Source organism: uncultured Winogradskyella sp. (genome assembly GCF_947498345.1).
GTDB lineage: Bacteria > Bacteroidota > Bacteroidia > Flavobacteriales > Flavobacteriaceae > Winogradskyella.
The window spans coordinates 61022-77112 of the sequence record NZ_CANMJY010000006.1; the positions used below are offsets into that span (position 1 = coordinate 61022).

The 16091-nt window shown below is 32.9% G+C and carries 15 protein-coding genes; 7 read left to right on the forward strand and 8 right to left on the reverse strand.

Going from position 1 to position 16091, the window contains the following annotated elements:
- Positions 1 to 16 precede the first annotated feature (16 nt).
- Genes Q0912_RS09245 through mraZ form a run of 3 tightly spaced genes read right to left on the reverse strand, consistent with a single transcriptional unit; the run spans position 17 to position 1690 of the window.
- Entirely contained in the window at positions 17 to 340 is a 324-nt protein-coding gene (locus Q0912_RS09245) for an FtsL-like putative cell division protein (RefSeq protein ID WP_299114338.1), read from the reverse strand.
- Positions 337 to 1233, reverse strand: a complete 897-nt coding sequence (gene rsmH, locus Q0912_RS09250; protein ID WP_299114739.1) for a 16S rRNA (cytosine(1402)-N(4))-methyltransferase RsmH — start codon at positions 1231 to 1233, stop codon at positions 337 to 339. The genes Q0912_RS09245 and rsmH overlap by 4 nt, the downstream gene beginning before the upstream one ends.
- Positions 1220 to 1690: a division/cell wall cluster transcriptional repressor MraZ gene (gene mraZ / locus Q0912_RS09255; protein WP_299114341.1), complete on the reverse strand. Its 471-nt coding sequence runs from the start codon at positions 1688 to 1690 to the stop codon at positions 1220 to 1222. The genes rsmH and mraZ overlap by 14 nt, the downstream gene beginning before the upstream one ends.
- 282 nt (positions 1691 to 1972) lie before the next feature.
- Here mraZ and Q0912_RS09260 point away from each other — a divergent pair, with 282 nt between their 5' ends.
- Together Q0912_RS09260 and yihA are read left to right on the forward strand one after the other, a co-directional pair.
- On the forward strand, positions 1973 to 2737 hold the full coding sequence (locus Q0912_RS09260; protein ID WP_299114343.1) for an alpha/beta hydrolase: 765 nt from the start codon (positions 1973 to 1975) through the stop codon (positions 2735 to 2737).
- Between the two features lie 65 nt (positions 2738 to 2802).
- The gene (gene yihA, locus Q0912_RS09265; RefSeq protein WP_299114741.1) at positions 2803 to 3417 is read left to right on the forward strand and encodes a ribosome biogenesis GTP-binding protein YihA/YsxC; all 615 of its coding nucleotides are present in this window, start codon (positions 2803 to 2805) and stop codon (positions 3415 to 3417) included.
- A gap of 8 nt (positions 3418 to 3425) precedes the next feature.
- On the opposite strand, the gene Q0912_RS09270 is transcribed toward yihA, so the two are convergent.
- Positions 3426 to 4520: an ABC transporter permease gene (locus Q0912_RS09270; RefSeq protein WP_299114345.1), complete on the reverse strand. Its 1095-nt coding sequence runs from the start codon at positions 4518 to 4520 to the stop codon at positions 3426 to 3428.
- Positions 4521 to 4526: 6 nt separating this feature from the next.
- Positions 4527 to 6701, reverse strand: coding sequence for a carboxy terminal-processing peptidase (locus Q0912_RS09275; RefSeq protein ID WP_299114347.1), 2175 nt, complete (start codon positions 6699 to 6701; stop codon positions 4527 to 4529).
- Between the two features lie 169 nt (positions 6702 to 6870).
- Between Q0912_RS09275 and surE the strand changes: the two genes are divergently transcribed.
- Genes surE through lpxB form a run of 3 tightly spaced genes read left to right on the forward strand, consistent with a single transcriptional unit; the run spans position 6871 to position 9076 of the window.
- Positions 6871 to 7641 carry a 5'/3'-nucleotidase SurE gene (gene surE, locus Q0912_RS09280; protein ID WP_299114348.1) on the forward strand — a complete coding sequence of 257 codons (771 nt, stop codon included), beginning with the start codon at positions 6871 to 6873 and terminating at the stop codon, positions 7639 to 7641.
- A 34-nt stretch (positions 7642 to 7675) separates the two neighbouring features.
- The gene (locus Q0912_RS09285) at positions 7676 to 7963 is read left to right on the forward strand and encodes a hypothetical protein (protein WP_299114350.1); all 288 of its coding nucleotides are present in this window, start codon (positions 7676 to 7678) and stop codon (positions 7961 to 7963) included.
- Positions 7964 to 9076: a lipid-A-disaccharide synthase gene (gene lpxB, locus Q0912_RS09290; RefSeq protein ID WP_299114352.1), complete on the forward strand. Its 1113-nt coding sequence runs from the start codon at positions 7964 to 7966 to the stop codon at positions 9074 to 9076.
- Between the two features lie 23 nt (positions 9077 to 9099).
- Here lpxB and Q0912_RS09295 read toward each other — a convergent pair whose 3' ends face one another.
- The gene (locus Q0912_RS09295; protein WP_299114354.1) at positions 9100 to 9435 is read right to left on the reverse strand and encodes a hypothetical protein; all 336 of its coding nucleotides are present in this window, start codon (positions 9433 to 9435) and stop codon (positions 9100 to 9102) included.
- Positions 9436 to 9515: 80 nt separating this feature from the next.
- Here Q0912_RS09295 and Q0912_RS09300 point away from each other — a divergent pair, with 80 nt between their 5' ends.
- Together Q0912_RS09300 and Q0912_RS09305 are read left to right on the forward strand one after the other, a co-directional pair.
- A complete protein-coding gene (locus Q0912_RS09300; RefSeq protein WP_299114356.1) occupies positions 9516 to 10025 on the forward strand; it encodes a C40 family peptidase in 510 nt (169 codons plus the stop codon).
- 50 nt (positions 10026 to 10075) lie between these two features.
- A complete protein-coding gene (locus Q0912_RS09305; RefSeq protein WP_299114358.1) occupies positions 10076 to 12106 on the forward strand; it encodes a ComEC/Rec2 family competence protein in 2031 nt (676 codons plus the stop codon).
- A gap of 6 nt (positions 12107 to 12112) precedes the next feature.
- Here the strand turns inward: Q0912_RS09305 and Q0912_RS09310 are convergent, their stop codons facing one another.
- Together Q0912_RS09310 and Q0912_RS09315 are read right to left on the reverse strand one after the other, a co-directional pair.
- On the reverse strand, positions 12113 to 14068 hold the full coding sequence (locus Q0912_RS09310; RefSeq protein ID WP_299114360.1) for a transglutaminase domain-containing protein: 1956 nt from the start codon (positions 14066 to 14068) through the stop codon (positions 12113 to 12115).
- Between the two features lie 49 nt (positions 14069 to 14117).
- On the reverse strand, positions 14118 to 16022 hold the full coding sequence (locus Q0912_RS09315; RefSeq protein ID WP_299114362.1) for a DUF3857 domain-containing protein: 1905 nt from the start codon (positions 16020 to 16022) through the stop codon (positions 14118 to 14120).
- Positions 16023 to 16091: the final 69 nt, after the last annotated feature.

The window sequence follows — 16091 nt, forward strand, 5'->3', positions numbered from 1 at the left end:
CTGTTGTTGCCAAAGCTTACTTTTGAACTGATGATTTAACTCTAATTTTTGTTGGTGGAATTTCAGAAATCTGAATTCCTTTTTCTGCTACTTTATTTATAATGGATGACTCCATTTTTAACCGCATTAATTTTGATCGACCATCCACAAAAGCAGACCTCAATTCTTTTACCTCATTAGTAAGTTTTGCAATCTCATGAACTTTTTTATCTGCACTATGAGAGCTCGCTATCATTATAATTGCCAGGAATGAAATAAAAATGATGATGCGCCAATTTTTAAACGAATCATCACTGATTAGAAATTTTCCACGTAATATGCTGTAGATACTTTTCTTCATATTTTTTCAGCAATTCGAAGTTTTGCACTTCTTGCTCTATTATTCACTTTTATTTCGTCTTGAGACGGAACAATGAGACCCCCAACTTTTTTTAGTGGGACTTCAAAATTTCCAAAGACATCACGCTCTGGCTCCCCTTCAAACAATCCGTTTCTTATAAATCGTTTCACTAACCTATCTTCTAAAGAATGGTATGAGATAAAGCTTAATCTCCCTCCAACTTTTAAAATTTCTGGCATCTGCATTAACAATTCTTTTAATACTTGAATCTCTTGATTCACTTCTATTCTAATCGCCTGATAGATTTGCGCTAATACTTTATTCTCCCTTCTATGATTTAAAAATTGTTTTAAAATCACTTTTAGCTGTTCGCTAGTTTCAATAGGCGCTGTTTTTCGTTCTGAAACTATAACTCTCGCCATAGCTGGTGCCTGTCTTAACTCTCCATATTGAAAGAAAACTTCCCGAAGCTGCTCTTCATCATATTCATTTATCACCTCAAAAGCAGACAACTTGTTATCTTGATTCATTCTCATATCGAGCTTTGCCTCAAAACGCGTTGAAAAACCACGTTCAGCAACATCAAACTGATGTGACGACACACCGAAATCAGCTAATACCCCATCAACTTCCCTAACCCCATAAAACCTTAAGAACCTTTTTATATATCTAAAGTTCTCATTAATGAGAACAAATCGATCATCTTCAATAGTATTTGCCAAAGCATCTTTATCCTGATCGAACGCATATAATTTTCCGCTGGATCCAAGACGAGATAAAATTTCCCTACTATGACCCCCTCCTCCAAAAGTGACATCTACATAAACACCATCTGGTTTTACATCTAAACCATCAACAGTTTCCTTAAGTAATACAGCGTTATGATATTCCATCATCACCATCCTCTTGTCCCATTACCTCTTCAGCCAAATCCGCAAAATCAGAAGCTGCATCATCAATAGCTTTTTCGTACTTGGTCTTATCCCATATTTCAATAATATTTACAGCAGAAGCCAAAACCACACCTTTCGTAATACCAGAAAATGCCATCAAATCTTTAGGGATTAACAAACGACCAGCATTATCAACCTCAACTACTTTTACCCCAGCCGTAAAGCGTCTTATAAAATCATTATTCTTCTTCTTAAAACGATTAAGCTTATTCACTTTAGCCATTAAGATGTTCCATTCTGCCATAGGATAGAGTTCCAAACATGGCTGAAACACAGCACGCTTAAGCACAAATCCATCTTGTAGAACAGCAGACAACTGTTTCTTTAAAACAGCTGGAATCATCAACCTGCCTTTGGCATCTGCTTTACACTCGTATGTTCCTATAAACGATTTCAAGATGTTCTGTTTCTCACTTAAACGATTAAGATTCAAATATATTGAAAATTTTACCACATTTTACCACATACTCCCACTTTTGTTAATAAGTTTTATGTAACTATTTTTTTAATTGATAAGCAACCCAATAAAATCAATATATGTAGCCTATCCTTAAAGTGGTAATTATTAACACTTAACTTGTAATAGTTCTAAATCAAAAAAGTCGAAAAACATTAATTCTATTTGTTTTACAAAGGATTTAGTTATATTTGTTTTTAACACAAAGCACTAACTTTATAGATGGCACACCTTTTAAAAAAAGAAAAGGATTATAGTTATATTGAAGTAGGAGAAGGCACACCAATTATTGTGCTCCATGGACTGATGGGCGGATTAAGTAATTTTGATGCTGTTACTGACTTTTTTAGCTCTAATGGTTATAAAGTGGTTATCCCCGAATTACCTATTTACACCATGTCACTTTTAAAAACTAACGTTAAAAATTTCGCTAATTACCTTAAAGATTTTATTGAATTTAAAGGTTTTGACGAAGTTATCTTATTAGGTAATTCCTTAGGTGGACATATAGGTTTGTATCACACAAAATTATATCCTGATAAAGTAAAGGGATTAGTTATTACTGGAAGCTCAGGACTATACGAAAGTGCCATGGGAGGTGGTTACACAAAGCGTAGTGATTATGAAGTCATAAAAAAGAAAGCACAAGATGTGTTCTACGACCCTGCTGTAGCCACAAAAGAAATTGTTGATGAAGTATACGAAACCGTAAACGACAGAAATAAACTGATAAAAACTTTAGCCATAGCAAAAAGTGCCATTAGACACAATATGGCAAAAGACTTACCTAAGATGCTCACTCCTACCTGCATTATATGGGGAAAGAATGATAATGTGACTCCTCCGGAAGTTGCTGAAGAATTTCATGAATTATTACCTGATTCTGATTTGTTTTGGATTGATAAATGTGGGCATGCAGCAATGATGGAACATCCTGAAGAGTTTAATAGAATTTTAAACTCCTGGCTTGACAAAAGAGGTTTTTAAAATTTCAAAACCCAAACATCTATTAGTTTAATTTAATGAGATTTCCACTTTTGTGGAAAATGAATATGAAAGTAAAATCTGCTGAGTTTGTAATGAGTAATTCTGATGTGGCAAAATGCCCTAAGAATCCTATTCCAGAATACGCATTTATTGGTAGAAGTAATGTTGGTAAGTCTTCATTAATCAATATGCTTACTGATAGAAAAAGCTTAGCTAAAACTTCGGGTAGACCAGGAAAAACGCAACTCATTAATCACTTCATTATCAATGATAATTGGTTCTTGGTAGATTTACCTGGTTATGGCTATGCGAGAGTTTCTAAATCGTCCAAGAAAAAGTTTCAGAAGTTTATCACCAACTATTTTGAGCAGCGACAGCAATTAGTTTCTGCTTTTGTTTTAGTGGATATTCGTCATCAACCTCAACCTATCGATTTAGAATTTATGCAATATTTAGGTGAAAGTGGTATTCCTTTCGGAATTATATTTACAAAGGCTGACAAGTTAAAATCAAAAGCTATCGACAAACATGTAGATGACTATTGTAAAGTCTTATTAGAAATCTGGGAAGAATTACCACCTTACTTCGTCACATCATCAAGTAAAAAGATGGGGCAGGAAGAGGTTTTGAATTTTATTGAAGTTACTAATGAAGAGATTGAAAACCTCAGAAATCAATAAGGTATTAATCAAGTTTTTACATCCAAAGCATCACGTAACGCATTTCCTACTAACATAAATGCCATTACTAAAAACATAATACAAATCCCTGGGATTAATGCCAAATAAGGTTTGCCAAGAATAATATAATTGTAGTGATCTTTTATCATCGCTCCCCAGCTAGCCATTGGTGGTTGGGCGCCAATTCCTAAAAAACTCAAACCACTTTCTATTAAAATCGCTGCAGCAAAATTGGCAGCAGAAATTACAATCAACGGTCCAAAAATATTTGGTAAAATATGCTTTGTAATAACCCTGTAATCATTATAACCTAGCGCTTTAGCGGCAGTTACATATTGCATCTCTTTGGCGCTGATAATTTGTCCTCTAACCACTCTTGCAACTTCAACCCACATCGTTAAACCCACTGCAATAAACACTTGCCAAAAGCCCTTCCCTAAAGCTAAGGTTATGGCAATCACCAATAATAATGTTGGTATTGACCAGGTTACGTTTATTATCCACATAATTGCCGCGTCTACTTTTCCTCCATAATAACCTGCTAAACTTCCCATTAGAAGTCCAACTATAAGAGAAATAAAAACCGCTACAAAACCTATAAAAAAAGAAATTCGCGAACCAATTAAAATACGACTTAAATAATCCCGACCATACTTGTCTGTTCCAAAAACAAAGTCTCGATCCTCTATAAATGGTTTATAATCTGAATTTGGAAATTGATTTAACTCAACTTGCTTTTCTAAGCCTTTTAGACCATCTGAAGCATATGCTATATAAGTTAGAACATTATCATTGACCTGGTAAGACTCAATAGGAATTTCGGTATCCGTATTTTCTGTTCCGAAAAATAGTTTTGAAATAAAATTTTGATCAGATTCAATACCTGAAGGAATGGTTAGCATTTGCACTTTAAACCCAGGCGATTTAGAATGAATGGACAAATGCATTTGATTGGCATTTTTAGAAGCATCTGGCGCAAACATATAAGCGAAGATTGAAATTAATCCAATGCTTGCAATAATTGCAAAACTAAAAACGCCCCAAAAGTTTTTTTTAAACTTTTGAAGCGCTAGTCTTGTTAATGAGTTACTTTGGTTTCCCATTGAAATTTAATTCTTCACTCCTGCAACGTTATTTTTTATAGCATAAGTCATCTTTAAATCATTGAGCACGTTTAAGGCTTCTTCTACATATACGTCTTTTGCCAAGCTTTGGTGCCAACGTTTACGTTTTTCCTTTAAAACCGAATCTTGCTCCATTAATTTTAACTCGTATGGCAATGAATTGAACGTTAAATTGGTTTCGTATTCTGATAGTTTTTCGAATCGTTTAGCCTCTTCTTCATTGAGTTCCATAGCCTTTTTATAGTCATTATAATTCAACGAATATATTTCACGATCTCTTATCTTCTTAACCCATCTGGCATTAGCGTCAATAAGCTTCAACTGCTCATTATTAGCCATACGCGCTTTACTTCTTTCTATAGTGGTATCATAATCGAAATAATTTCCCCAAAGATCGTAATCTACAGCATCAATTTTATCCCAAGGCAATGGGTTTTCCTGATCTTTTTCTCCAATATTAATATAGCTGTAACGGTCTGGAACCACAACATCACTTTTAACTCCTTCTAACTGTGTAGAACCTCCATTAACTCTATAAAATTTCTGAGTGGTAAACTTTAAGGCACCCATATCACCATTAGAATTATTACGCACCATTCTATTTAAATCCAATACATTCTGTACAGTTCCCTTTCCATAGGTTTGTTTACTACCAATTACTATCGCACGCTTGTAGTCTTGCATTGCAGCAGCTAAAATTTCTGACGCTGAAGCTGATAATTCGTTTACCATAATTACTAAAGGTCCATCCCAAACAATAGCTTTGTCTTTATCTTTAAGAACTTCTTTAGGCTCACCTGTTGTTTTAACCTGTACAATTGGACCTTCTTCAATAAATAAACCTGCAATATCCACTACAGTTTGTAATGATCCACCTCCGTTATTTCTAAGATCTAAAACTAATCCTTCAATGCCTTCTTTTTTAAGTCGGATAATCTCTTTTTTAATGTCTGAAGCTGCATTACGTTTATTATAATCTTCGAAATTGATATAAAACTTAGGCAAGTTAATGACACCAAACTTCTTATCGTCTTTAATAACGGTTGAAGATTTAGCATAAGTTTCTTCAATCTCTACAATATCTCTTGTAATTGAAATCTCCTCAACGGTTCCATCGACTTTTTTGAGTGTTAAATTAACAACCGTTTCTTTCGGACCTTTAATTAATTTTATAGCATCATCTAAGCGCATTCCAACAACATTAACTGGTGCTTCTTCATCCTCTTGCCTTACTTTCATGATTTCGTCACCTACTTCGAGTTCGTTTGCTCTCCATGCTGGCCCACCACTTATGATTTCATTTACGATGATAGCATCCATTTTTTTCTGCAATCTTGCCCCAATGCCTTCAAAATTCCCAGACATAGCGACATCAAAACGGTCTTTATCTTCTGGCGCAAAATAGAATGTATGAGGGTCGAATTCCTCTACAATTGCGTTAATATATACCGCAAACCAATCTTTACGTTGTCTATCATCAATAAAATCGTAAAGTTCGTCAAGTGAACGTTTTGTTGTCTCTCTTGCTTCTTTTTCTATTTCTTTTAACGACTTCTTTTCATTAGTAGATGATTTTTCATTCTCAGCAGAAAATGCACTTTCTGGAAGATTATTAGCTTCTAAATCTGTATTGCGTTGTGAAACAGCATCATCATAATTTGCAATAGTAGAAAACTTAAGTTGTTGTCTCCAACGCTCTTTCATTTCGCGTTTACTTGACACATAATTTAGATTTTCGTAATCTGAAGAATAGGTCTCATCTTTAAAAAAATCGAAAGGTTTGTCTAAAATTTCTGAATAAATCTTTTTAGATTCTTCAATTCGCTTCAATAAGCGCTCGTGTGTAATACTAAAAAACGTAACATCGTATGCCTTTATCTGGTCATCGATTTGATCCTTATAAGCTTCAAATTCTTTGATGTCTGATTCATAGAAATAACGTTTAAACGGATCTAATTGATTTAAATAATCTTCAAATACATTAGCAGAAAAATCGTCATTGATATCTTGCGGGTTAAAATGTCCTTGTTCCAGAACATAGGTAATCAGTTGTATGAGTAATTTATCTTTATCTGGATCCTCAAATTTTTTGCTTGTAAAACTACATGAAGCAAAAGCAATCAATAAAGCTAGCAGTAAAAATTTATAATTCCCTTTCATTCTTTCATTTTTTTAGTTCGTACCTATAGCAGGTCTCATATAATTCACTAAAATAGGAGAAAAAATCATGCCATAAAAAAACAGGACACTAATTTTTTGTTAAAGGTACAATTCCATTCAATTCGTATGCTTTTAGTATTTTTACGCTATCAAAAATTAGCTAACACATATGAGTAAACGTCCTTTAATTTTAGTGACCAATGATGATGGCATTACTGCACCAGGAATTAGAGCTTTAATTTCTGTTATGAGTACTATTGGAGATGTCGTTGTTGTTGCACCAGACAGCCCTCAAAGCGGTATGGGACATGCGATTACAGTAAACGCAACACTCTATATCGAAAACGTAGAAATTGACGGGAAACAATTAGAATACAGTTGCTCTGGCACACCAGCAGATTGTGTGAAACTTGCGGTAAGAGAGATTTTGGACCGAAAACCAGATATTTGCGTTTCTGGTATTAATCATGGCTCTAATTCTTCTATAAATGTTATTTATTCTGGTACGATGAGTGCTGCTCTAGAAGCTGGTATTGAAGGGATTCCTGCTATTGGTTTTTCGCTATTAGATTATAACTGGAATGCCAATTTTGAGTTTTGTAAACCTTTTGTAGAAATCATTACAAAACAAGTTTTAGAACATGGTTTACCAGATGGAGTTGTTCTGAATGTAAACCTACCCAACTTAAACGATAAAAACATAAAGGGTATAAAGATTTGTAGACAAGCACGTGCCAATTGGGTAGAAGAGTTTGATAAGCGCACTAATCCTATGGGACGTGATTATTATTGGTTAGCTGGTAAATTTGTAAATATGGATAAAGGTGAAGATACTGATGAATGGGCCTTAGCAAATGGATACGTCTCAGTTGTACCTGTTCAATTTGATTTAACAGCGCATCATGCCATACAAAGACTAAACACCTGGAAATTAAATTAAGTTTAATACTATACCGCTTTAACGGAAGATAAATATGACTAGAAAAGAGATTATAATAGGTTTTTTTGTTGGTGTAATCGCTGCAACATTTGGATTGATTATCGCTATTCAAATTTTTGGAAAGTCCGATGATTGGGGAGAAGTTGTTTCACAAGCTATTAGAAATGGTACATTAACAAAGCTTATGAGCATTGGCGCTTTGTTAAATCTTGGAGCTTTCTTTTTGTTTCTTAAGAAAAATCAAGACCACAGAGCCAAAGGAGTATTAATTGCTACGTTGCTTATTTTTATTACAACAATGGTTATAAAATTCGTAAACTAAATGAAGTACTACATCATTGCCGGCGAAGCTTCGGGCGACTTGCATGGCTCTAATCTTATGAAAGCTTTATTAAAACAAGATAATGAGCCCAATATTAGATTTTGGGGAGGTGATTTAATGCATACTGTTGGAGGCGAGTTAGTGATGCATTATAAAGAACGTCAGTTTATGGGTTTTGCTGAAGTAATTTTTAATCTTAGAAAGATCGCAAAGCATATAAAGTTTTGCAAAAATGATATAGAAACTTTTAACCCAGACGTTATTATTTTTATTGATAATTCTGGTTTTAACTTAAGAATCGCTAAGTGGGCTAAAGTGCATGGCTTTAGAACACATTATTATATTTCACCTCAGGTTTGGGCATCAAGAGCGAGCCGAGTAGAAAACATAAAACGCGATATTGACGCTATGTACTGTATCTTGCCTTTTGAAAAGGAATTTTACAAAACATACAATTACGATGTACACTTTGTTGGCCATCCTCTAATTGATGCGATTGCAGACCGACCACAGATTGACGAAAATGAATTTAGAGAAACGCATCAACTCAGTGCTAAGCCTATTATTGCTCTATTACCTGGGAGCAGAAAACAAGAGATAACCAAAATGCTTGGTGTAATGTTGAGCTTGGTTGATGATTTTGAGGATTATCAGTTCGTAATTGCTGGAGCTCCAAGTCAGGATTATGAATTTTATAAACGATTTATAAAGCAAGATAACGTTGGTTTTATTTCTAATAAAACCTATGATCTATTAAGTATTTCTAATGTTGCTTTGGTGACCTCTGGTACTGCAACCTTAGAAACCGCTTTGTATAAAGTTCCTCAAGTGGTGTGTTATAAAGCCAACGCCATCTCCTATCAAATTGCAAAACGCATTATTACTTTAAAGTTTATTTCGTTAGTTAATCTTATAATGGATCGCGAAGTGGTTACTGAATTGATTCAAGGTGACCTAAATAGAAAACAGCTTAAAAAAGAACTTACCGCTATTTTAAGTTCTGATAAGCGTGAACAACTGTTTTTAGACTATTACGACTTAGAACAAAAGCTTGGTGGCAAAGGTGCAAGTGAAAATACGGCGAGGTTGATTTATGAAGCCATAAAGGATTAACTTAATTACTTTTTACTAATGTTTTATAACAAGCATGTAAATCCCCAAAATTCTATTTGAGGCCTAAGTGTTTCTATAAATTCATACAACGGTGTAACCACCATAATACTAGAAATAAAAGCTGCAATTATTTTAGTTTTAATACCAAATGCTTCAACCTTACTGTTTCCGTTTTTAAAATTGAACGTGTAATTATCAAATCTATATTCTACCTCATCATAAAGAAAGAACGTAATATTGCCTGTTTTAGACTTCAATCTTAGCCACGCCCATTTAAAAATAAACGGTAGAGCAGTTATAACAACAATGAACGTAATTGTAAAATTATCAACGTCTGAGTTTAGAAGTAATATTTTCATGATTGTATAAATTTATAAAAAAGTCCTGTTCTTTTTTATTATTTTCGGCATAAAACCTATTAGATCTACTAGAATATTATATGAAACGCTTACTCCTCTTTTTGCTTTTAACGCTATTTCTATTTAACTGCAAATCAAAAAAAACGTATTCTAATAAAAAAAGGCAAACACATACAGTTAAAACCAATGCAACTGCAAAGCCCTCTGAAGAAGCAGAAACTATCGCAAAATATGCTAAAAAATTTAATGGCACACGCTACAAATATGGTGGCACTACCAAACGTGGTATGGATTGCTCTGGTCTGGTGTATACCTCATTTAAGGACAATAACATATCTGTACCAAGAACTACAAGAGATTTATCTAGTTATGGTAATTGGGTAGATCTAAAAGAAGTTAATGTTGGTGATCTGGTCTTTTTTGCTACTAAAAAAAATAGCCGTAATGTTAACCATGTTGGTATTGTAACTAATGTGCGGCTTGGCAATGTTGAGTTTATCCATGCCTCAACCAGCAGAGGAGTAATGATATCTTCTTTAGCAGAAAAATATTGGTATTTTGCTTTTGTACAGGCGCGACGTATATTGTAATCTTTTTCTTATAAATTATTCTCTTTTTATTATATTAGTAACTCATTATCATGAAGTTACTAAATTTCGTCATTATAAGATTAACCTTATGCCTAATTCTAGGTATTGCTTTTGCACATTATCTCAATATAAACTTTAGTATTTCACTATATATAACTATTGGATTGATTTTTTTATTAGGCTGCTATTGGTTATTCCTTAGACACAAAATCAATCGCTCCCCTTATTTTATGCTCTTAGCTTTTTTGTGCATGGTCGGTGTTGGAATCAACACTTACAATATTAAAAATGGAAAATTAAAACGCAGGCATTATACTAATATATATAAAGGACGTGAGTCAGTAACATTATTGTTTAAGATTGAAGAACGATTAAAACCAGACACCTATAACGATAAGTATATTGTTTCGATTATGGCAATTGCAAACAAAACGGCTTTAGGTAAATTACTTATTAATGTAAAGCGTGATTCAACATCCTCGATTTTACCTGTTGATGCTGTTTTATTTACTTCAGCTGAGCTACAAATCATTCAAAGACCATTAAATCCACATCAATTTGATTATCGTAAGTTTTTAGAATTGAAACAGGTTTATCATCAATTATATCTAGAGCAGACTCAACTCTTATTTATTTCAGATTCTAAAACCTCTATCTATGGCTTTGCAGATCAATGGAGAACCACAATCAATGAGAAACTCATTGCTGCTGGGTTTAAGAATAATGCGTTGAGCATCATAAATGCTTTATTGCTAGGTCAACGCCAAACAATAGACAAGAGTACTTATAACAACTATGTAAATTCTGGTACCATTCACATTTTAGCAGTTTCTGGACTTCATGTAGGCATTATACTCTTAATTCTAAATTTTATTCTTAGACCGCTACTTTACTTTAAACATGGAAATTTCCTTAGACCTTTTATCATTGTCACCTTACTTTGGGGTTTTGCTGTTATTACTGGTTTATCTCCATCTGTAACACGTGCGGTAACTATGTTTAGTATTATTAGTATTGCCATGCATTTAAAGCGGCCTACAAATATTTACAATACCTTAGCGATTTCAGCATTCTTCATACTCCTGGTGAAACCTGTTTTTTTGTTCTCGATTGGTTTTCAAATGAGTTATTTAGCAGTTTTGGGTATTGTGAGTGTGCAACCTATACTATATAAACTGTGGCAGCCTAAGTATTGGGTCTTAGATAAACCTTGGCAGATTTTTACAGTAACCTTGGCTGCTCAATTGGGTGTTTTTCCCATTAGTTTGTTTTATTTTCATCAGTTTCCTGGGTTATTTTTCATTTCTAACTTAGTTGTGATTCCCTTTTTAGGCTTAATCCTCGGTTTAGGATTATTGGTTATCGTTTTAGCTTTATTAAATATTATTCCAAATTCAATTGTTGTTGCTTACAGTTTTATAATGGATTGTTTAAATGGTTTCATTGCCTGGATAGCACAATTTGAAGGTTTTCTTTTTAGAGACATTCCCTTCACTTTACCCCAAGTAGTAATAAGTTACTTCATTATTGTGTCTTTGATCAGTAACTATAAGATCAAATCTTTTAGAAGGCTAATATTATGTTTCATAGGAATTATCAGTTTTCAAAGTATTATGATCTATAATAACCATAAGACAAAAGATGATGCTTTTATCGTTTTTAACAAAAGTCGTTATACCCTAGTTGGTCAAAAAAATGGTAACCGGTTATTTCTATATCATAATTTAGATTCTATAAAGAAACCAACTAATAATGTTATAAAGAATTATAAGGCTGGTGAGTTAATTGACGGCATTTCAACCGATAGCTTGCAATCGATTTACCAATTTAAGAATAGCACTATACTCGCCATAGATAGTCTAGCGGTTTATAAAGGAATTTCTTTTAAGGTTGATTATATCCTATTGCAAAATTCCCCAAAGGTTAACCTTGATCGTATTATTGACACTTTAAAACCTCTAAAGATTATAGCTGACGCAAGCAACTATAAATCTTATGTAAAACGTTGGAAAATGACTTGCAAAAGAAGAAAAATCCCTTTTCACTACACTAATGAAAAGGGAGCTTTTATTCTAAAGTAATAGTGTTTATGGTTTTGCTTTGTTTAGTACGATTTGTTCGCCTTGCTTTTCTACTATTTTACCAAAAAATGCTTTAAAATCTTTATAGTCTTTAGGCAAAACTGTAGGGTTATTTATATCTAATTGTACTTTTAATTGCAAATAGCTGCCATTGGCTTTTGCAACATAAACAAACTTTACGTCATTATCATTAAATGCTATAGCCTCAGATTTTGGCAAAGACTCTAAGACATAACCTTCTGGCAACATAATATTGATTAAGTATTTATCTTCGTATGGAATGATAAAATCAATAGGATATTGTCGCTCTTCTAATTTAAAAGGGTTTTCTTTCATTGCCATAAATAATAATGGTGAAAAATATAGTTTATCACCAATCTCATCAACGGCATCAGCTAAATTGTATTCATAACTAACTTTTACATCTTTATAAATATCTTTTCGATTTTTAAAATCAATAGTACTAATCTCTAAATTACCATTGTCTTTTTCTAATGCTTTTATATGAGATTCTGGAGTAGCCTGAGCATATTCTTTTCTGTATCTGTAGGCAATATAATCGGTTAGATTTTTAGACACTTTACCTGTAATATTAAAATCATCATTTATTTTAATGTTTAACATGGTTGACTCTACAGATTTAGTGTTCGGTTTTATGTCTACCCATCTCGAAACACCTTTAGCTTCAATTAGTCTTCCACGCCAATTGAGAACACGTTGAGGCAAAACATTATTTGTACTATACTTTTCCGTGGCATCAATTAACATATAACTATCACCACTTTGCACACAGCAAATTACATAGTTAAATCCTTCTCGTGTTGGAAACAATGGAATACCATTATTTCTTGTACTAATAAGTACAGGGTTTGCATTAACCCCTTGAGATCTCAACATAGCCACCACCATTAAATTTATATCTGCTACATTTCCTTCCCCTTCCTTATATGCAGCTCTAATACCTTTTTGGGCATATTTACTATAATTACCATTCCACTTCACTTTAGACTTAACCAAGTTTTCTACTAATATGGCTTTTTCAAAATCTTCGTTAGCACCTGCTAGCAAGGCTTCTAAATCATCTTTATAAAAGCTTGTTCTTCCTAATTGACCACCAAAATTTTGACTATCATATATGGTTTTAGATACTTTCTCCCAATTTGTGGAGAAAGTCTTCTCTATAACTTTTTGAGCATTAAGAATCGCCGTTAGCTCCATACTCATTCCACTCCTATAATTATTAATATTACCAGCATAGGCTTCTGCATTGAGAGCAGGGACATTCTCTTCATTTATATCAATCATATCTATCTTATAATCAAAGGGTACAGAAACTTGTTGTGTAGTCTTATTAAGTTTAGGTATAAACTTAGCTCTAGGGTTAAGTTGCGAGTTATAGATATAATATTGCGGTGTAGCTACCTTTACATCTAACTTGTTTATTGGAATATTGTATTGAAGAACAAAATCGTCAATACCAATGCGAGGGGAATTAATAGTGTATTTGTATTCAATTACTGTACCTTGCTTAACATTGGGCATGGTAAATGAGTTTATTTTCAAATAGTCATTATAGTCTTCCTTAAACTTGCCATCACTGCTGAGTTTGTCTTTCTTTATTTTACTACCTTCAAGATTATAAGAAAAGCCTTTTAAACCACTGATACTTTCATCTTTTTGACCTTTGTATAGATATACTTTTTTGGTCGCCCAATCAAAACCGTCTTTATTGTATATTTTAATTCGAAATTGAATCTCTCGCCTTTGCATAAACCCTCTACTTTCATCAAAAAAGAAATTAACATGCTCTTTTTTATACAATATTGCTGCTGATGCAGAAGAATCTGTTGGGTGCCATTTTTCTTCAAGTTCTGCTTTAGATACTTTACCAAAATTATAGTTTTGAGCATTCACCTGAGTGATTGTAAATACGGTGATTATGGTTAATAATAAATACTTCATTGATAATAAATATTGATTGTTAGGTTGAATTTTTATTTTAAGGAAAAAATTATGCTTTAATAAGTACGATTTTAGTTTTATCGTGTTTAACAATTTGTTTTCTAAAGTCTCTAAATGCTTTATAATCTTGTTTTTGATAATTCCCTTTATTTAAAATATATGTGCGCGTATATTTAATTTTGTTACCATCTATAGCTTCAAGTTTAAAGTCATATTTACCAAATTTACTGTCTATAGTTTTACCTTCGGCCATTGCTTCAATTTTTAAATTTTCTGGTAATTGAATAATAAACTCGTCAACATCTTTAAACGAACGATCTATCTTAAACTCTAACTTACGATTATTATATCTTGGAGGAATTTTGGTAACCTTATTAAACATATTTGGTTGAAAAATTAATCGAGATCCACTTTTTGAGGCATAATTTCTTGAGGATAGCTTTACATTTTCTTCATATACAATATGATCTAGATCATTATTAACAGTAATATTATCTATGCTAATATTGTTAATGTTTGCCCAATATTCAGTGTAATGCAACTGTTGATCTCTTGTCGTTTCATTTTCGATACCTTTATGCAAATTATATTGATAACCTGTTGTAGTTATATTAACTTCAGCTTTAAAACCACCTGTATCATCCATATAAACATTAGCTATTGTTTTTTGTACACTGTCATCAGCTTCATAAACTTTAGTATGTACTATTTCACCTCCTTCTGGCTTTACCAATAACACATCTCTATCGTCTGTAAAACCAGCTGTAAAGCCAAAAGGGCTGGTTTGACTTGTGCACTCTAAGAATATATTTTCATTTTCGTTTGGAACGCATAAAATTACATGATTGCCTTCTATCGCAGAAAACTCGCTATCTATATTTCTTATACCATTTCCACCATAGACAACTGTATAATATGATGGCACATTAACAGCTTCTAACAATGCCTTCGTGTAATTGGTAAGACCCTTACAATCTGCATAACCTAATTTATCAACATCCTTAGCCATCATAGGCTTCCATCCTCCTATACCAACCTGTATACTAATATATCGCGTTTTATTCTGCATGTATTTATACACTTTTTTAGCACGTTCAATTTTGTTATCAATACCAGCCGTAAGTTGTTTAACTTCGTCTACAGTACTTTGTGGAATAGCATCGGTACCAGTAAGCAATCTATCGTACATCCATTTTCCAAAATCACTCCAATTATTATTTACACCTTCTACTCCAACCATATTAAACTTTTTCAACGCCACTTTGTATCGTGGAACAAGGTTATTCAATTCTGGTGTATAAGCTTCATATTTTATACCCTGAATTTTATTTGCTATAAAATGCTTATCTGATAACTCTTCTATATCGAAAGCATCGAAATTCTCCTTTTTAGTCTTCAACTCTATTTTAGCTGAGTTTATAATTTTATATTCGGAATGCTCAATACCAACATAATAACCACCAATGGGTTGCCAACCAGGAAAAAATGCTGTACTATTATAAACAACTTCTGAGGTATATTCTATAGTATATGGATAACTTTGAGGTACATATTTTAAATATTTTACGCGATCATCTTCATAAATAGAAATATCGCTAACTGCACTTGCATCGATAAAATCTTTTTCTTTTATTTTTTTAATTTCTTCACCCGAAGCATTATATATGTATACTCTCATCTCTTTAATGTCTCTAAGCGCATCATAAAACTCTAATGCATTTGCATGCTTTTTTCCATATTCGTTTAGTATGGTCACTATTCGTTTTTCCTTAACATTGATCTTATCATAATCTAAAATCTCTACTACCTTCTCTTCGAAACGTACCACTGCGTTAGCATTGGCTTTTAAATCTAAAGGAATTGTATAGGAATTATATAACGATTCTGTTTGCGAAAAACCATAAAAAGAGATAACAGTAAAAACTGTAACTAGAAAAAAATTTATGCGAGGCATATAAAAATTAAATTTATAGCTTACAATATATAAAGGAAATCTAGTTTTGCAAATGATAACTGTCATATT